Genomic DNA, 17,304 nt, shown 5'->3' with positions numbered 1-17,304 from the left:
CTAGGTTATACAGAGAGCAGACGGGCCAGCAGGCCCTTGCGGCGCCGCAGGGTCAGCGGCGGGTGGTTGGGGTGGTGCGTGTTGAAGGCGGCCACAATGGCCGGCTCGTGCTGCGGGAAAAATTCGGGGTCAAAATTAGCGGCGCCGAGCTGCTCAATGACTGCGCGCACCGAGGCACCAGCGCGCAACCACTGGTCGCACACGTCGTGGCGCAGGCGCAGGCCCAGGGCATTCACGCCGAGCAGCGTTTGTTGGGCATCGTCGGTGTAGTGCAGGCGCAGGCCGCAATGGCCGCCGGGGTGCTGCCACCAGAAGCTGGTTTGGCCCGCTACGGGGCGGGCGGGCACCTGCCCGTAAGTCTGGTATTCGAGGTCGAAGAACTTAGCGGAGTTGAACCACGGGCCGCGGCGGTAAGCGGTGGGCTGCCCGCAGATGGTGTGGGCCACCGTTTCGCCCTGCATGCGCCCGGTGTACCACAGCGGCTCGATGGCCGCCTCGCCGGGCGGGGGCGTCCGCCGCTGCGCGCAGTCGCCGGCCGCGTACACGTCGGGCGCGGAAGTACGCAGCCAGTCGTCGACTAAGATGCCGCGGTCCGTTTCGATGGGTGTACCGGTGGTCAGCGCCAGGTTGGGCTCGACACCGGTAGCAATACCCAGCCACTGGCAGGGCAGCTCCTCGCCGCCGCTGGTGCGCACGGCCCGCACCCGGCCTTGCGCGTCGCCAAGGGCCGCGGCCAGCTCCGTGCCGTAGCGCACCTGCACGCCGTGGCGCCGCAGCTGGGCATCCACCAACGCCGCTTCCTCGGGCGGCAGCACCGAGCCCCAGTAGTGCCGGTCGCGCACGAGCAGGGTGACGCCGATGCCGCGGCTGCGCAGCATCTCGGCCAGTTCCACCCCGATGAGGCCGCCACCCACCACCACGGCTTGCTGTACGTTCGTCGTCTGCTGGCTCATTAGCTCCACGTCGGCCAGGGATACGAGGCCCTGCACGCCAGCCAGCTCCTGCCCAGGCCAGCCGTAGTAGCGCGTGGTGGCGCCGGTGGCCAGCAGCAGCGCGTCGTAGGCGAGGGAGGGGCCGGCGGCCAGATGCACCTGTTTGCTCGCCACGTCGAGGCCGGTGGCGCGGTCGTGCACCAGCTCCAGGCGGTTTTCGGACCAGTACCAATCCTCGAAGGGCTTCACATCGGGCCAGCGCAGGTGCCCCATGTACAGGTACATCAGCGCCGGGCGCGAGAAGTGGTGCGCGGTTTCGTCCGAGACGAGGGTGATGCGCGCCTCGGGCTGCAGGCGGCGCACGGTCTGGGCGCAGGTGACACCCGCAATGCCGTTGCCGATGATGACCAGGTGCATCGAAAGAGTAAGGAGAAGAATGAGGAAGGGCCAGGCCCGCAGGCCAAACGTACTGTTTTCCGCCGGGCTTGGATTGGGGCTGGGTGGGCTTACGTGAAACCGGAACGCCGGGCCGTGGTTCGAACGCGGAGCCCGCGGTCTGCGTACAGCCCTCTGACAAACCCACTTAGTCCTACCCATCATGGCAACTCCGCTCAACCTCAATACCGAAGGCACCCAAAACGACGAAAACGAGCAAATCAAGCGCAACCAGCCCATCGGCAAGCGCGACGAGCAGCAGGAAGCCGAACGGGACTTCGAGCAGATCGTCAACAACAACACCGACGTCGACAAAGACCCCACGGCCTACCGCAACGCCGGGGCCCGCGGCTACTCCCGCCCGGCCGGGGAAGGCAACAGCCTGGAAAACCTGCACATCGGCGGCAGCGACACCGAGCCCTACGGCGCCAATAACCACGTGGACGACCCGGGCAAGCAGCAAGGGCCCGGCCGCGAGGTGGAGGGCAGCTACGAACTTGACCACGAGCAGAGCCTGCGCACCCGCGAGCAGCCCTTCGGCGCCAAAGAGCCCACCGGCGGCTCGAACCCGGCGCAGGACTAACCCCGCGGCCAGCCTAACGAAACCGCCCCGGCGTCTCTGTAAAGGAGGGCGCCGGGGCGGTTTTTTTGCGCCTTAAAGTTGATTTTTTTCAGGTATTGCAATATTCCGATACCAATAAGATATATTTAGGGACGAAGAAGCGCCTCGTGACCGGTTTGCCGATTGGTCAGGCTCTTCCAAGCTCTTTTCCGCCTACCTTCTCTTCCGTACTCCCACCGTACTTTTTGCGCCTATGAGTGACAACTACCAACCCGTTCTGCCCGACGAGCAAGTCGACAACGACGAAGCCTCGCTGGATTCTGGCAACAAGAAACTAGGCCTGATTGCCGGGGCCGCGGTGCTGCTCATCGGGGCCGCCATTGCCTTTGTGCCGGCCGAAAACCGCCAGCGCATTGCCAACGGGCAGATGCCCACCTTCGAATTGACCGGCGCCAGCGTGGTAGCCTCGCGCCCCACCGAAGAAGCAGCACCGGCGCCCGAAGCCGCAGCAGCCGACAAAGCTGCCAAAGCACCCGTAGCGGCCAGACCGATGATGCAGCCGGCTTCTGCCCGGGCAGCGGCTCCTGCGGCCGCCGCGGCGGAACCGGTAGCTATGGCAGAGCCCGCCGCAGCTAGTGAGGAGCCCACCGCTCCGGCTGCCCCCGCCGCGGAGGAAGCTCCGCGCAACGTAACCCTGAACGGCCGGGTGCTCGACGAAAACGGCAAGCCGCTGGCCGGTGCCACCGTGTTCGTGAAAGGCACCAACAAAATTGCCAGCACCGACCAGAACGGCAACTACTCCGTGGAAGCCCCGGCCGGCGACAACAGCCTGGTGTACGGCTACGGCGGTTACCAGGACCAGGAAGTGCGCACCCGCGGCAGCCAGGCGGGCAACGTGACCTTGCTGCCGAGCGACAACGGCCGCCGCGGCCGCCGACGCTAAGTCGGGTAGCCATCTGCAATAACACAACGGGCCGCTTTCCGAGGAGGAAAGCGGCCCGTTGTGTTAGGTCATGGACTAAATTATAGAGCCGGCGGCGTAGGAGCTTCGCTGCTGCCGGCAAAGCGGTTGCCGAAGAGGAAGAACACCGGTACGCCCAGGGCCACCAGCACCAGCCCGCGCCACGAAAACTCGCGCGTGTCGGGGGCGAAGAGCAGGATAAGGCAGAACATGCTGGCCAGCAGTACGTAGATGGCCGGCAGCACCGGGTAGCCCCAGGCGCGGTAGGGGCGCGGGGCCGTGGGGCGCGTGCGGCGCAGCACGAAAATGCCCACGATGGTGATGACGTAAAACAGAATCACCGAGAACATCACGTAGTTGAGCAGCTGTCCGTACGAGCCGCTCAGGCACAGCAGGCAGGCCCACACGCACTGGGCCCACAGGGCGCGGGCCGGTACGCCGGCCGGGTTCAGCCGGGCCAGGCCGGGGAAAAACAGGCCGTCTTTGGCCATGGCGAAGTAAGCGCGTGCGCCCGAGAGGATGATGCCGTTGTTGGCCCCGAAGGTGCTGAGCATGATGAGCACGGCCATGACAATGGCGCCCGGCGCGCCGAGCACGTGCTCGGCCACGGCCGTGGCTACGCGGTCATCGGTGGCGTACATGATGCCGCGGCCCGCCAGCGTGGTGGCTTCCGGCGAGCCTTGCAGGGGCAGCACCAGCAGGTATACGATATTGGAGAGGATGTACAGGGCCGTCACGATGGCCGTGCCGATGGCCATGCTGCGCACCAGCGTACGTTCGGGGTTGACGATTTCCTCACCGGCAAAGCCGATGTTGTTCCAGGAGTCAGACGAGAACAACGAGCCCGTCATGGCCATGCCGATGGCAATGACCAAGCCGGTGGAGTCGAGAGGCAAAGGGAGGAAGGAGGCGCCGGGCGCCGGGTGACGCACGGCCGTCCACATATCGTGGAAGTTGGCCTGCACGGCCTCGGCGTTCATGCCCAGCAGCAGCCCGCCGATGATGAGCAGGGCCAGAGCTACCAGCTTGGTGGAGCCCAGCACGTTCTGAATCAGCTTGCCGGCGCGCACGCCGCGGGCGTTGATGGCCGTGATGCCGATAATCAGCACGATGGCCAGCAACTGCACGCTGCTGAAGGTGAATTTGTATTCACCTACCAGCGGCAGGTCGACGGCCGGCGCTTCGAACAGGATGTTGTTGACGCTGAACCAGGGCTGCAGCACGCCGGTAAACTTGGCAAAGGCCACGGCCACGGCCGCAATTACGCCGGTCTGGATGACGAGAAACAAGGACCAGCCGTAGAGGAAGGCCACCAGCTTGCCGAAAGCTTCGCGCAGGTACACGTACTGCCCGCCCACTTTGGGGAACATGGAGGCCAGCTCGCCGTAGCTGATGGCGCCCACCATGGTGATGACGCCGGTGAGCAGCCAGACCACCAGCAGCCAGCCGCTGCTGCCGACCTGCCGCGCAATATCAGCCGAGACAATAAAAATACCGGAGCCTATCATGCTGCCGGTCACGATCATAATGGCGTCGAACAGCCCGATGGCGCGCTGAAAGTGGCCTTGTTGTTCGCTCATGCGAGGAGGGGAGTGAAGAATGAGGCCCGGAAGATAGACGATTGAGCAGGATTCCTGGCAACGACAAAGCCCGTCCGGAGCCGAACGGGCTTTGGCTGGCAGGCAGCTGGTAGTTTACTGCGGGCTCTTGTAGCCGGCTTTCAGGCGGAAGGCCGCTTCCTTGTTGCCCAGGTCGGCGGCCTGCTGCCAGTCGGGGATGGCGCGGGCGATGTTGCCGGTTTGCATGTGCAGGTCGCCGCGTTGCAGGTAGAAATCGGCTTTGTCGGTGGTCTTGGCCAGGATGGCCTCGTACTGGGCCTGGCCCTGGGCGGCATCGGCTTTTTCAGCCACGAAAGCCTGGATCAGCACCACTTCCTTGTCCGTCGGGGCAATTTTGAAGGCGCGGGCGGCGTCTTCGGCGGCCTTAGCCTGTTCGCCGGTGGCCAGGTAGATCAGGGCGCGGTTGGCGTAGCCCAGCGGCAGCTTGGGGTTGCGGCGCACGTACTCGGAAATGCTGAATTGGGCATCGGGGTAGCGGCCGGCAATCATCTGGACAATGCCGCGGTACAGCCAAGCGTCCTTGTTGCTGCCGTCGAGCTGCACGGCCAGGTCCAGGTCGCGCAAGGCGCCGGGCAGGTCGTTGGTATACATGCGCGCCCAGCCGCTGTAGAGGCGCATCAGCGGCTGGTTGGGTACTTTCAGCAGGGCCTGGTCAAAGTCGGCTACGGCTTCGGGGTAGCGCTGCACCTGCACCAAAGCCACCGCGCGCGAGGCCAGCACCAGCGGGCTGCCCGGCACAATGCGTGCGGCCTTGTCGTAGTCGGCCAGCGCCGGGGTATACTCGCTGAGCAGCGCGCGGCATTCGGCCCGCAGGTAGAGGTAATCGGGATTGAGGCTGTCGGCAGCCAGCAACTGGGTTAGCTCCTTGACGGCCTCGGCATTCTGGCCGGCCAGGATCTTCTTGCGCAGCGGGGCCTTAACGGCCAGCAAGGGGTTGGGCAGCTGCTGAGCGGTGGCTGGCAGCAGCACGCTTAGCCAGCAGCACAGGATCAGGGCGGCGCGCAGCGCGGCCGCAAACGGGGCAATACGGTTCAAAATGTCAGCGGGTAACGATGGGCAATAGCCTCAAAGTTAAAACTCGCTGCGGTCGTACCAGCTGCGCATGCGCCACGGGTCCGAGGCTTTTTTGCGCACCAGCACCAGCCGGGCCGTGCCCATGCCGTCGAAGCGGGTGTTGTCGCGCTGCTCGATGCTCAGCGAAAACGCGCGCTCCACGTAGGCCAGCGTGTCGGAGTACATGGTATCAGTGGTGGGCAGGTACTGCGTCCACTGCAGGTTGGCCGAGCGGGCGGCCCGAAACAGCTTGTAAGTGGCCGTCACGTCCACGTCGCGGTTCCAGGAGCGGTCGGCGTTGGCGGCGAAGTCGCGGTAAGTGAAGGTGAAGCGCCGGTTGAGCAGCTGCCCGTAGAGCGTGGAGTCGCGCAGCTGGTAAGCGGCCCGGAACCGGTCGAAGAACCCGCGCACCGTTACGGGGTTGCCCAGCAGCTGATCGGGGCTGATGCTACCGTCGTCGAGGCCCGGGGCGAAGGGGTTGCAGGCCGTACCCAGCAGCACCGCCCCCAGCGCCCACCAACGACTGGGAGCTGCATAGGCGGAGCGCAGGAAAGGCAAACGGCTCATAGCGAAGAGGGTACCAGCGGGTGCAAGCTACGGATTGGGGTAGCCCCGTTGCAACAGCGGCGCGCAACATTTGTTGCCGCGTTTGGCCCCGCCTAGTTGCGCACGAAGTACTTTTTGGCTTCCGTCCACACCGGGCGGTTGGAAGTAGCCAGGTCGCGCCAGGCGGCAATCTGCCACTCGTTGTTGCGCCGGCGCAGCAACAGGCGGATGTTGCCCTCCAGCACGCGGTAGCGAAAGGCCGTGTCCGTCTGGGCCAGCGTGAGCTGGTACTGGGCTGATACTTCCGCCGAATCGGTGCCGTAAAGCTGGTCGCGGCGGGCCGAGAGCTGCAGCTGGGTTTGGGCGGAGGCCGGGGTGCGCTGGCGCAGGCGGTTGAAGTAGTCCAGCTCCTCGCGGATGCTCCAGTTGGCAAACAAAGCCGCGTTGGTGGAGCCGGCGGCCGTCGGGTCGGGGTAGAAGCGGTAGCGCGCGGGCACGAAGCACCGCTCGTAGTTGGCCGCGTTGAGCCGCTGCACGGCCGTGGTGAAGTTGCTCAGCAGCACGTCGATGCTCGTCGGCGACACCCACTCGCTCGATGCCGTGGCGGGCTCCGGCTCGCGCAGCTCAAAGCAGGCCGCCAGCGGCAGCAGCAGGAGCGAAGTGGCGGGCAGAAGCAGGCGACGGAGCGGGCGCGGCATTATGGGCTCAAGGTACGGAATCGGCGGGCACCACGCCAGTCGGCGGTCAGGGCCCGGCGTGCGGGCTTAGTGGCGGTTCAGTGGCTGAATAGCAGGCGCACCCGGCGGAATCTGCTTCGGGTGAGCAACTTCTTCCCGCGCCGGCCCGAATAGCTACCTTTGCCGCCCCTGTTTTCCCGCTCGCCGCCGCTGCATGTCGAACCGTTTACTGGTCTTGCTTTCGGGTTTGCTGCTCGTCTCGGCGCTGGTGTCGTACGTGTACTACCGCCGCACCGTCGCCCAGCAGCCCGTCGACCTGTGGGCGCTGGTGCCCGACGACGCCGTGCTGGTGGCCGCCACCCGCGACCATCCCACGCTGGTGCGTCACCTGAAGGAAACCCAGCTCTGGGACAACCTGGCCACGCTGCGCTACTTTCAGCAAGTGGAGGAAAACGTGGCCCTGGCCGATAGCCTGGGCAGCACGCGCAACTCCGTGCTGAGCTTTTTGGGCCGTAAAAACGTGCTGACGTCGGTGCACGTGACCGGCCCGCGCAGCTTCGATGTGCTGTTTCTGGTGCCGGTGGGCAGCGTGCGGGAGCACCGCCAGATCCGCACCCTGGTGGAAGCCCTCGGCCGCGACGCCCGCTACCGCCTCGGCACCCGCAGCTACCACGGCCAGGAGCTGACCACCATCACGCCGCGGCAAGGCGGCGGGCTTACGTACTTTAATTACCGCAACACGCTGGTGATTAGTGCCAATGCGACGCTGGTGGAAGCCGTGGTGCGCCGCACCGAGCACGAGGGGCAGCCGTCCATTGCCGCCGAGTTCGGCAACACGGATTACCTGCGCCTCAAGGACGTCGACGCCATGCTGCTGGTCAACTACCGCCAGCTGCCGCCCTTTCTGGGCGTGTTCTTTCAGCCCGCCCTGCGCCCCGATTTCGAGTACCTGGCCAGCATTGGGGATAAGAGCCTGCTGCAGATGAAGCTGAGTGCCAACCGGGTGGTCTTCAATGGATTTACTAACCCCGAGCGGGCCCGGGGCTCTCTGCACCAGCGCCTGCAAAACCAGCCCGCCGACCGCCTGCGCATGGCCGAGGTGCTAAGCACGCGCACGGCGCTGCTGCTGCACGTGGCCGCCAACCCGGCCGCCCTGCGCGCCGCCTTGCCCACCGACACCACGGCCCGCCGCCTGGTGGACAGCCTGGCCACTACCCTCGACGCTGAAGCCGCCCTGTGTTACCTGGCCGTGTCGTCGCCGCGCGCGGTGCCGGCCCGCCTGGCCGTGGTGCGCACCCACAACGCGGCCCGCACGGCCCTGTGGCTGGGGCAGCTGCGCCGGGCCACGGGCACCAGCCCGAGCTTCGAGCTGTACGGGGCTTACCAGCTCTATCAGAATGGCGTGCCGCGCCTCGCGCAGCGCCTGCTCGGGCCCTTGTTTGCGCCGGTCGGCAACGGCGGCGCACCGGCCACGGCTCTGGTAGGCAACTATCTGGTGCTGGCCGACGACGCCGCGGCCCTGCGCGTGTACCTCACCGACGTGGCCGCCGGCCGCCTCTGGACCAACTCGCCCACGCAGGTAGCGCTGCTGGAAGAAACCACGCCCGTAGCCCGCCTGAGCGTGGTGCTCGACACGCGCAACAGCTGGAACGTGCTGCTGCGCGCCTTGGTGGAAGACCGCCGCGCCGGGCTGCTGCGCAACGAAGCCCTGCTGCAGCGTTTCCCGCAGATTGCCCTGCAGTTTGCCCCCGCCGACAACGGCCAGTACTACACGCAGTGGGTGCTGCGCCATCCGCCCGTGGGGCCGGCCGTAGCCAGCCTGCAGGGCAATGGCGGCGTCGGTAGCTCCCTGAGCTTCAAGGCTGGATTAGCCGGGCTCGGGCCCGTACTGCTGCCGGCGCCGGTGCCCTCGCGGCCGCCCTCGGTGCTGGTGCAGGACCGTAGCGGGGCCTTGCACTACGTCACGCCCGATAACACCGTGGGCTGGTCCGATACCTTGGGCGGGGCGCTGGTGAGTCCGCCGGCGCTGCTGCCGGGAGCCTTTGGCCGCCGGCCGGGCCTGCTACTGAGCACCGCCAACCGCGTATTCCTGCTCGACGAGCAGGGCCGCTCGGCCCCCAATTTCCCCTTGAATCTGCCGGATACCGTGCAGGCCGAATCGGTGGGGGGCGCACCGGCCGCGGATGGCCAGCCGGCCCGCGTACTCGTGGCCGACCGGTTTGCCAACCTGTTCCTATTCGATGCGCGCGGCAACGCCCCGGCTGGTTGGCAGCCCAAGCGCCTGGACTTTGCGCTGGGCGCGCCGCCGCAGCTGCTGCGCGTGGGCGGGCGCGACGTGGTGGTCTGTCTGCTCCAAAACGGCTACATTTTCGCCTACGACATCCTCGGCAATGCCCTGCCCGGCTTCCCCATCAGCCTCGGCGCCCGCCTGCACACGCAGGCCTTCGTGGAGGCCGGCCCCACGCTGCGGCGCACCCGCCTCACCGTGGTCAATCAACACGCTGAGCTGGTCACCTTCACGCTCAGCGGCGAGGTAGTGCAGCGCCGGCGCCTCACCACCTGGAGCCGTAGCAGCTCGTTCCGCCTCGTCGCCGATCAGGACCAGCAGAGCTACGCCGTGGTGCGCGACGACGGGCAGGGCCGTACCACCGTGCTCGACGCCGCGGGCCGTATCCTGGCCGACCGCCGCTTCGTGACCTCCGGCGAGAAACCGGTGCAGCTGTTTCGCTTCGGGGCGCGCCGCGCGCTGGTCATCACCGAGCCCGGCCCGGCCAAAGCCTACCTGTTCGACACCCAGAGCCGGTTGGTAGGAGGGGAGCCGTTCGACAGCAGCGCCCCCACCGTTGGGCTGACGTACGACGCGGGCGCCAACGCCTACCAGCTGTACCGCGTGGTGGGCAACGAGCTGCGCCGGCTGGTGCTCAAGATGGACTGAGCCGTGGCCATGCCTGAGCCTTCGGAGCGCGCCCCGCGGGGGCTGGTGGTCGGGAAATTTGCCCCGCTGCACCGCGGCCACCAGCTGCTGCTGGAAACGGCCGCCACCCAGGTGCAGGAGCTGCACGTGTGGGTGTACTCCGAGCCGGACTGGGCGCGGGCCCCGGCTGCCGTGCGTGCCGAGTGGATTCGGCGCATCTACGGCGAGGCTCTGCACGGCGCCCGCCTGCACGTGCGCGCCCTCTCCAAAACAGACCATCCGGCCCTGCCTGCCAACGCTGCTCCGGATGCAGACCATCGGGAGTTCGTGTGTCAACAATTACTAGAGCTGGGCTTGGCTATCGACGTAGTTTTCACCAGCGAAACGTATGGGCAAGGCTTTGCCGAATACATCGGGGCGCGGCACGTGCTGGTCGACTTAGCGCGGCGGCAGCTGCCCGTGTCGGGCACGCAGGTGCGGGCCGATGTGTATGGTAGCGACGCGTGGCTACACTCCGTGGTGCAGGCGCATTTCCGCTCCGCTAGCTACGTGCAGCGGGTGGTGCTGCTCGGCGCCGAAAGCACCGGCAAGTCCACGTTGACGGCCGCTTTGGGCCGGCAGTTCGGCACGGCCTGGGTGGCTGAGTATGGGCGCACGCTCTACGAGGAAAAGCAGGGCCAGCTCACCTACGACGACCTGCTGCGCATTGCCCGGCGGCACCGCGCCCTGGAGGATGAGGCCCTGCCGGCGGCCCGGCACTGGCTGTTCTCGGACACCAACGCCGTGACGACGCTTTGGTACTCCTACGCCTATTTCGGGCGGGCCGAGCCGGAGCTGCACGCGCTGGCCCGGGCCTGCCGCGAGCGGTACACCTATACTTTCGTCTGTGCGCCGGATTTCCCGTTCGAGCAGGATGGAACGCGCGCATCGGCCGAGGTACAGGCCGTGCAGCAGAGCACCATCCTGCTGCAGCTCGACCTATTGGGTATTCCCTATCAACTCCTGACGGGGAGCATTGCGGAGCGCATTGAGCAGGTAGCGGCGGTGCTGGGCTCCGCGGTAAAAATTAATCTATAAATAGCGGATAGCTAGTTGGTAAACCAACCCTTCTTATAGAAGTAGATGAGCATGCCAACGGCAATAACGGCCATAATCAGCAAGACCACCGGGTAGCCCCACGGGTCGTACAGCTCGGGCATGTTCAGGTGGTTGATGCCGCCGTGCGGGTTTTCGCGGGAGAAGTTCATGCCGTAGAGCCCGGCCACGAAACTCAGCGGAATGAACACGGCGCTGATCATGGTGAGCACCTTCATCACCTCGTTCATGCGGTTGCTCTGGTCCGACATGTACAGGTCGATGAGGCTCGATACGGATTCGCGGTAGCTTTCGGTCAGGTCCAGGGCCTGAATGGCGTGGTCGTAACAGTCGCGGAAGAACACCTTCATTTCCGCCGGCACCACGTCGTCGTGCAGGCGCAGCAGCTCGGCAATCTTTTCCCGCTCGGGGTACACCATCCGCCGAAAGCGTACGATGTCCTTCTTGATCTGCAGGATGCGGGCCAGCAGGCGGCGGTTGGGCCGCCCGCGGATGATGTAGTTTTCCAGCTCCTCGATGTAGTCGCCCATGGCCGCCATGGTGGGGTAGTAGTGGTCGAGCACCACGTCGGTGAGGGCGTAGGCCAGGTACAGCGGCGGGCGGTGTTTGATCTGGCTGAAGCCCGAGCGGATGCGCATGCGCACGGCGTCGAGGCAGTCTTGGTAGTCGTCCTGGAAGGAGAGGACGTAGTTGGGGCCGGTGAACAGGCTGAGCTGGTCGTCGTCGATTTCCAGGTTCTCGGTGAATTCCGTCATGCGCGACACCAGGAACAGGCGCCGGTCGCCGAACACCTCCACCTTGGCCCGCTGGTAGTCGCCGAGCACGTCCTCCATCTGCAAGGGATGCAGGTCAAAGTCAGTCACGAAGCGTTGCATCAGGGCCACGTCGTCGTAGCCGCGCACGTCGATCCAGTGCCGCCGCTCGGGCTGGCTGCGAAAGCGCGCCATCAACTCGTCGTAAGAGTGGTATTCGCGCTCCTCGTAGCCCAGCTCGTCGTAGCTGAAGAGAAACAGGCGCGGTTTCAGGGAGCCCTCGTGCGGGCTGAGCGTGCCCGGGCGGGCGCCCACGCCCTGCATGCGGGCCTGGCGGGTGGCGTCGCGGTCCGAAACGCTGGCGGTCAGGGCGTCGTCGGCGGAAGCGGAAGGTGGGTCGGATGCAGCCGGAGGCGCCGTGGCCGCGGCGGGGCGCGGATCCGGAGTGGAATCGGACATGGAAAGCAGGGCAACAGTCGGCACTACGAACCGACTTCGGCGTAATGCTACGCAGCCGGCCCGGAAAAGTGGTGCTCTCAAGCCCAACAAAAGCGCGGCGCCGTACCCTAGGGGGATTTTTGCCGTACTTTCGCCGCTTCGCATTCCTTTCGTGCTCCACCCCGTGTCGTCCGCCGCTTCGCCCTTTGCCACCCCGGCCCAGCCCCTGCAGGCCGGCGCCGGGCAGTACGCGTTGCGTTGGCTGCCGGAGCCCGCTTTGCCGCCGTTGCCCCTGGCTGGTGAGCTGTACCTGTACCAGCGGCCCGCCCAGCTACTGGCCGCACGCGGCCCCGAGCAGGTGGTGCTGGTGGCCGCACTGGAGCACCAGGCGCAAACAGTGGGTTGGTGGCCGATTCACCTCGGCCCGGATGGCACGGCCCGCAGTCCGGCCGCGGCGCCCTTCGGTGGCCCGCAACTGTTGGGCTCCGAGGTGCCCGCTGCCGTACTCGACGAATGGCTGCGTCGGGTGCACGAAGCACTGGCCGCGCAGGCAGTAACCAGCCTGACGGTGCGCTTGCCCCCGTTTGCTCACGAGCCCCGGACCAGCGGCGCGCTGGTTGCGGCGCTGCAGCGGGCTGGGTATCAGATTAGTCAGGCCGAAATCAACACCCACCTGCCGCTCGACCGCACCTACGAGGCGCATCTGGCGCCCTCGGAGCGGCGGCGCCTGCACAAGTGCCAGCGCCACGGTTTTCAGGTGGAGCAGGAGCCGCCGCTGCTGTTGCCGCTGGCCTACGAGTTTCTGCGCCGCTGCCGCGAGGAAAAGGGTCAGGCGTTGTCGTTGACGGAGGAGCAGCTGACCGGCTTGTTTCGGCAGTTTCCGCGCGACTACCTGCTGTTTTCGGTGCGCGACGCCGCCGGCGAGTGGGCGGCGCTGACGGTGGCCGTGCTGGCCGGCCGCGGCACGCTCTACAACTTTTACCCGGCCAGCCCGCTGCGCTACAATGCCTTCAGCCCGGTGGTGCTGCTCAACGCTGGCCTTCATGCCTTCGGGCAAGCCAGCGGCCTGCGCCTGCTCGATCTGGGCACCTCCACCTTGCCTACCGGGCTGAATGAGTCGCTGTTGCGCTTCAAGCGTCACCTCGGCGGCGTGTCCAGCCTGAAGCTGACCCTGGAAAAAAAGCTCTAGCCCACGGCGCCGGCTTCCGGCTGCCGTTCTTTGCCCCATGTCCCTCTCCGCCGCCGAAGACGCCGCCACCGACACGGTCCCTGCGCCCTTGGCCGCCGGGCCGCTGGCGCGCTTCGTGCGCGGCTCCCTCGGGTCGGGTATGTCGGTGCTGGCCCGGGCGGGCGGGGCGCTGGCCCTCAACAAGCTGCTGGCCGTGTTTGGCGGCCCCGGCGGCCTGGCGCTGCTGGCGCACTTTCAGAACCTGATGGCCCTGCTCACCACCCTGCCCAACGACGGGGTGCACGTGGGCATCGTGAAGTACCTGGCGCCGCACCGGCCCGGCTCGGCGGGCTGGCGGCTGTGGTTCGGCACCGGTTTACTGCTCAATGCGGCCGTGCTGTTGTTGGGCTTCCTGGCCCTGCCGCTGCTGCGTGGGCCTTTGCTGGCCGCCTTTCGGCCCACGCCCGGCTGGGTGCTGGGGCTGGTAGCCGGCATTACGCTGCTCACTGCTCATGCCTACCTGGCCGCCGTGCTGCTGGCAGCCCAGCGCCTGCGCCCCTACATTGCCCTGACGGTGATGCTCAGCGCGCTCGGTCCCGCGGCCGTAGCCGGGGCACTAGCCGCGGGCTGGGCCGTGCCGCAGGTGCTGCTGGCTTATCTGCTGGGGCAGGGGCTGACGGCCGTGCCCACCGCTTGGTTGTGTGCCCGTTACAGCCTGCTCGCGCGCCCGCGCTGGCGTATCAGCCGCCCGGCAGTGCTTGGTCTGGGGCAGTTTCTGCTGATGGCCCTGAGCGTGTTGCTGTGCAGCAAAGCCGTGGATTTTGCCGTGCGCGACCTGCTCATTGCTCGTTTTAGCCTCAGCCAGACGGGTTTGTGGCAGGCCGTGGCCAAGCTGTCGGATAACTATACCATGGTATTTTCAGCCGTGATGGGCGCCGTGTTTTACCCCCGGCTAGCGGCGTTGGCGGGGCAGCCTGCTGCTCGGCAAGCATATGTACGGAGCGTGTTTGGGCTGCTGGCCGCGGCCCTTGCTTTGGGATTAGGCTCTATCTGGCTGCTGCGCGGGGTGCTGCTGCCGCTGCTCTTCGATGCCCGCTTCGCCGCGGCCGGAGCGCTGCTGGGGCCGCAGCTGCTCGGCGACTGGGCGAAGTTCCTGTCCTGGACGTTGCTGTACCTGCTGCTGGCCGATGCCCGGGTGGGCCGGTACGTGCTGGTGCAGGTGCTGTCGGCCGGGCTGTACGCGGGGTTGCTGGCGGGCCTGCTGCCGCGTTTCGGGCTGTACGGTGCCCCGCTGGCCCACGCGCTACGGTTCGGGGCATTGCTGCTGGGCTGCGGACTGTATTTTCGGGCCTACTTCCGCCGCTGAAGCTTTTGCTAGCTTCCAGGTACGGATTTTTTCTCACCGAGCAGGTCCTGCGTGGGCCGCCTTAAGTGCTTTTCGGATTGCCTGACGTCGCCGCTGACTTGCCACTGGTTACCATCGTGGCCCTGTGCCACAACCACGCCCGTTTCCTGGCCATGGCCCTCGATTCGGTAGCGGCCCAGACCTACCCCAACCTGGATGTGTGGCTGGTAGACGACGCCAGCACCGATGGTAGCCCGGCCATTCTGCGTGACTACGCCGCGCGCTACCCCGGCTGGCACCTGCTGCTGCTGCCCGACAACGTGGGCAACTGCCGCGCCTTCAACCAGGCCCTGCGCCGCAGCCAGAGCGACTTTGTCATTGACTTCGCCACCGACGACGTGCTGCTGCCCACCCGCGTAACCCGGCAGGTGGCTTTCATGCAGGCCCAGGGGGCGCGCTGTGGCGTGGCCTACCACGACTGCGAGTTGATTGACGAGCAGGGCCAACACGTGCGCTTCCACTTCCGCCGCGATGCTCACGGCCAGCCGGTGCACCCCCGCCCGGCCAGCGGCGGGGTCTTTGCCGACGTGCTCAGCCGCTACTTCATCAGCACGCCCACCATGATGATGCGCCGCACCATGCTCACGGCCCTGGGCGGCTACGACGAGGCACTGGCTTACGAGGATTTCGACCTGTGGGTGCGGGCCGCCCATGACTGGGAATTTGGATTTCAGGACGAGGTGCTAACTCAGAAGCGGTTGCATCCGCAGTCCATGTCGCGGAAGGCCTACCGGCCCGGCGACCCGTACGTGGCCTCTACCATTCGCGTTTGCGAGAAGGCGCTGGCCCTGTGCCGGACCCCTGCCGAACTGGCGGCCCTGGCTACACGGCTGCGCTGGGAACTGCGGCAGGCGGTGCGCTTCCGCCGCGGACCGGAAGCGCGTAAGCTCTACCACCTGTTGCGCCAAACCGGGCAGCGACGCCTGACGGATTACGCACTGGGTGCCCTGGCAGCGGTTTTTTAAGTGATGCTGTAGTAGATGGATGTTAATGTATTTGGTATACAGTGGTATATGTGATTGGTTGGCTAATGGTAATGGGCAGTGACTTTAAGGCGCGGGTGCTCCATCCAAGCACGTAGGTTGCTTCGTTATTCTGGCCGCGTAAGCTCCACTCGGTAAAGCTCCACCGGACCATCCTGGGCAATCAGTTGCCGCTGCGGGAACCACTGCAACACACTGTCAGCGGAGTAGCGCAGCAGCTTGCGGGTAAGTTCGGGGTTCGATAATGTAGCTCGGTTCAGCAGCAGCCACGCGGGTTGCCGGGGCGCAAGTTGTACGGAGTCGCGGGCCCAGTAGCGGCGGTACTGCAGGCCCGGCGGTACTTGGTAGCCATAGTAAAAATCAAAGTTGCCGATCAGGTAGTCGTCGACGAAAACGGTGCCTGAGCCGGGCGCTTGCAGGTACTGCCCAATGATGCGCGCCTGCGGGAAATGCCCCGACACGCTGGGCTTGCGCGCGAAGTGAGCCGGGCGCAAAGCCAGCACCAGAGCTAAACCTAGCAAGCCCAGCGCAGCGTACGCGCCGGAGCCGGCTGCCAGCCCTGACCGGCGCTTCAGTAGGTGCAGGCCGAGCAGGACGCAGGCCGAGCCCGCATACAGAACTGCGGCAGCACTGCGGTCGAAAGCCGCCAGAGCCAGCAGGGCCAGGACGTAGAACCAGGTGCGCCGGCCAGTGCTCAGCACATCGGCCAAACCGTAAGCTGCGGCTAGGCAAAGCGGCGGCAGCAGCGGCGTGGTCATGCGCGGCAACAGGGTGATGGGGTTGTAATGCGTGAGCGAGGTGCTGCCCAACCAGTAAAAAACCAGGGTGCTGAAAGCTAAGCCCTGCCAGAAGCGCCGGTCGTCCGTTGCCGTTGCGGCTTGCGGCTCGGGCCGCAGTCCAGCCAGCGCCAGCACCAGCGCCAAGCCCAGCCCGGTGCCGATGAAGAAGCGCGGCGGACCCAGCGTCAGGCGGTCGAGGAGGGCGGCGCGGTTGCCCAGCAGGAAGTTGCCCTCCTGTAGCACCTCGTTGGTATGCTCGATGAGGTGCAGGCGGTAAAGGGCGTCGCCGGTCTGCCACTGGTAAAAGCCGAGGTAGCCGCCTATCAGTACCGCCCCGGTGCCAAACGCCGTCAGCCAGAAAGTGCCGTGGCGGCCGCGGCGCAGGTCAAGCACCAGCAAGCCGAGGTAAAAAGGCGCGTAGTACACCACCGTTTCCTTGCAGAGCAGCGCCGCAAAGTTCAGCCCGGCAAAGACCGCCCCCCACGCCAGCGGCCGCCCGCTCCGCCGCCCCCGCCACAGTGCCAGGGCCGCCGCGGCGCAGGCCAGCATGTTCACATTGTCGGGGTAGAGGTAGTTGGTCAGGTTCAGCGTGAAGTAGTGCAGCCCGAGCAGCAGCACCGCGCCGCTGGCCACCAGGGGGTGCCGACGGCGGTAGGCGGCCCAGAGCAGCGCCAGGCAGGCCAGCGTGGCCAGCAGCGGCCAGAGCGTGGTGCTCCAGATGTTCACTCCCAGCAAAGCGTAGCACAGCGCCACCGGCCCGAAAATCAGCCACCGCTCGTGCAGCGGGTCGTGCAGCAGGTGCTGCGGATCAGGCCCGAGCTGAAAGCTGCCGTGCAGCAGCTGAAAGGCGTAGCGCGAGTAGAAGTAGTCGTCGAGGGCGTACAGGCCTTCGTGGGCACCCACGAAGTACAGCACGGCAAACAGCCCGACCGCGCCCAGGGTGAGCGTGGGCAGCAGGCGGAGCAGGCGCGGGGAGGAGTTCACG

Annotated in this window: 14 protein-coding genes; 7 read left to right on the top strand and 7 right to left on the bottom strand. The window is 66.4% G+C overall.

Features of this window, described 5'->3' with window-relative positions; all coding sequences use genetic code 11:
- Positions 1 to 5 precede the first annotated feature (5 nt).
- A complete protein-coding gene (locus tag B0919_RS05525) occupies positions 6 to 1,349 on the bottom strand; it encodes an NAD(P)/FAD-dependent oxidoreductase (RefSeq protein WP_078011220.1) in 1,344 nt (447 codons plus the stop codon).
- A gap of 181 nt (positions 1,350 to 1,530) precedes the next feature.
- Between B0919_RS05525 and B0919_RS05520 the strand changes: the two genes are divergently transcribed.
- Together B0919_RS05520 and B0919_RS05515 are read left to right on the top strand one after the other, a co-directional pair.
- The gene (locus B0919_RS05520; protein WP_078011219.1) at positions 1,531 to 1,950 is read left to right on the top strand and encodes a hypothetical protein; all 420 of its coding nucleotides are present in this window, start codon (positions 1,531 to 1,533) and stop codon (positions 1,948 to 1,950) included.
- A 232-nt stretch (positions 1,951 to 2,182) separates the two neighbouring features.
- Entirely contained in the window at positions 2,183 to 2,872 is a 690-nt protein-coding gene (locus B0919_RS05515) for a carboxypeptidase-like regulatory domain-containing protein (protein WP_078011218.1), read from the top strand.
- Positions 2,873 to 2,952: 80 nt separating this feature from the next.
- On the opposite strand, the gene B0919_RS05510 is transcribed toward B0919_RS05515, so the two are convergent.
- The 4 genes from B0919_RS05510 to B0919_RS05495 form a co-directional block, all read right to left on the bottom strand.
- On the bottom strand, positions 2,953 to 4,470 hold the full coding sequence (locus B0919_RS05510) for an APC family permease (RefSeq protein WP_078011217.1): 1,518 nt from the start codon (positions 4,468 to 4,470) through the stop codon (positions 2,953 to 2,955).
- Between the two features lie 114 nt (positions 4,471 to 4,584).
- Positions 4,585 to 5,544, bottom strand: a complete 960-nt coding sequence (locus B0919_RS05505) for a tetratricopeptide repeat protein (protein ID WP_078011216.1) — start codon at positions 5,542 to 5,544, stop codon at positions 4,585 to 4,587.
- Positions 5,545 to 5,580: 36 nt separating this feature from the next.
- Positions 5,581 to 6,129 carry a hypothetical protein gene (locus B0919_RS05500; protein ID WP_139361929.1) on the bottom strand — a complete coding sequence of 183 codons (549 nt, stop codon included), beginning with the start codon at positions 6,127 to 6,129 and terminating at the stop codon, positions 5,581 to 5,583.
- 92 nt (positions 6,130 to 6,221) lie between these two features.
- Positions 6,222 to 6,806, bottom strand: coding sequence for a hypothetical protein (locus B0919_RS05495; protein WP_078011214.1), 585 nt, complete (start codon positions 6,804 to 6,806; stop codon positions 6,222 to 6,224).
- A 193-nt stretch (positions 6,807 to 6,999) separates the two neighbouring features.
- On the opposite strand from B0919_RS05495, the gene B0919_RS05490 reads away from it, so the two are divergent.
- Positions 7,000 to 9,720: a hypothetical protein gene (locus tag B0919_RS05490; RefSeq protein WP_139361928.1), complete on the top strand. Its 2,721-nt coding sequence runs from the start codon at positions 7,000 to 7,002 to the stop codon at positions 9,718 to 9,720.
- Positions 9,721 to 9,729: 9 nt separating this feature from the next.
- On the top strand, positions 9,730 to 10,776 hold the full coding sequence (locus B0919_RS05485) for an AAA family ATPase (protein WP_078011212.1): 1,047 nt from the start codon (positions 9,730 to 9,732) through the stop codon (positions 10,774 to 10,776).
- A gap of 11 nt (positions 10,777 to 10,787) precedes the next feature.
- Here the strand turns inward: B0919_RS05485 and corA are convergent, their stop codons facing one another.
- Positions 10,788 to 12,005, bottom strand: coding sequence for a magnesium/cobalt transporter CorA (gene corA / locus B0919_RS05480; RefSeq protein WP_078011211.1), 1,218 nt, complete (start codon positions 12,003 to 12,005; stop codon positions 10,788 to 10,790).
- A gap of 163 nt (positions 12,006 to 12,168) precedes the next feature.
- Here corA and B0919_RS05475 point away from each other — a divergent pair, with 163 nt between their 5' ends.
- From B0919_RS05475 to B0919_RS05465, 3 genes are all read left to right on the top strand, one after another.
- Entirely contained in the window at positions 12,169 to 13,173 is a 1,005-nt protein-coding gene (locus B0919_RS05475; RefSeq protein ID WP_139361927.1) for a hypothetical protein, read from the top strand.
- Positions 13,174 to 13,210: 37 nt separating this feature from the next.
- Entirely contained in the window at positions 13,211 to 14,518 is a 1,308-nt protein-coding gene (locus tag B0919_RS05470; protein WP_078011209.1) for a hypothetical protein, read from the top strand.
- Between the two features lie 77 nt (positions 14,519 to 14,595).
- On the top strand, positions 14,596 to 15,522 hold the full coding sequence (locus tag B0919_RS05465; protein ID WP_139361926.1) for a glycosyltransferase family 2 protein: 927 nt from the start codon (positions 14,596 to 14,598) through the stop codon (positions 15,520 to 15,522).
- Positions 15,523 to 15,647: 125 nt separating this feature from the next.
- Here B0919_RS05465 and B0919_RS05460 read toward each other — a convergent pair whose 3' ends face one another.
- Positions 15,648 to 17,303, bottom strand: coding sequence for a glycosyltransferase family 39 protein (locus tag B0919_RS05460; RefSeq protein ID WP_176132864.1), 1,656 nt, complete (start codon positions 17,301 to 17,303; stop codon positions 15,648 to 15,650).
- Position 17,304: the final 1 nt, after the last annotated feature.

The sequence above is a fragment of the Hymenobacter sp. CRA2 genome, from assembly GCF_002007105.1.
Taxonomy (GTDB): Bacteria; Bacteroidota; Bacteroidia; order Cytophagales; family Hymenobacteraceae; genus Solirubrum.
The sequence above is the reverse complement of the archived record's forward strand: the minus strand, read 5'-3'. Positions and strand labels throughout refer to the sequence as shown.

What these genes read in the sequence shown, in the direction of transcription:
- B0919_RS05510 (WP_078011217.1), bottom strand. Translation starts at nt 4,470, where the DNA reads ATGAGCGAACAACAAGGCCACTTTCAGCGCGCCATCGGGCTGTTCGAC.
- B0919_RS05485 (WP_078011212.1), top strand. Translation starts at nt 9,730, where the DNA reads ATGCCTGAGCCTTCGGAGCGCGCCCCGCGGGGGCTGGTGGTCGGGAAA.
- corA (WP_078011211.1), bottom strand. Translation starts at nt 12,005, where the DNA reads ATGTCCGATTCCACTCCGGATCCGCGCCCCGCCGCGGCCACGGCGCCT.
- B0919_RS05500 (WP_139361929.1), bottom strand. Translation starts at nt 6,129, where the DNA reads ATGAGCCGTTTGCCTTTCCTGCGCTCCGCCTATGCAGCTCCCAGTCGT.
- B0919_RS05525 (WP_078011220.1), bottom strand. Translation starts at nt 1,349, where the DNA reads ATGCACCTGGTCATCATCGGCAACGGCATTGCGGGTGTCACCTGCGCC.
- B0919_RS05515 (WP_078011218.1), top strand. Translation starts at nt 2,183, where the DNA reads ATGAGTGACAACTACCAACCCGTTCTGCCCGACGAGCAAGTCGACAAC.
- B0919_RS05520 (WP_078011219.1), top strand. Translation starts at nt 1,531, where the DNA reads ATGGCAACTCCGCTCAACCTCAATACCGAAGGCACCCAAAACGACGAA.
- B0919_RS05495 (WP_078011214.1), bottom strand. Translation starts at nt 6,806, where the DNA reads ATGCCGCGCCCGCTCCGTCGCCTGCTTCTGCCCGCCACTTCGCTCCTG.
- B0919_RS05490 (WP_139361928.1), top strand. Translation starts at nt 7,000, where the DNA reads ATGTCGAACCGTTTACTGGTCTTGCTTTCGGGTTTGCTGCTCGTCTCG.
- B0919_RS05470 (WP_078011209.1), top strand. Translation starts at nt 13,211, where the DNA reads ATGTCCCTCTCCGCCGCCGAAGACGCCGCCACCGACACGGTCCCTGCG.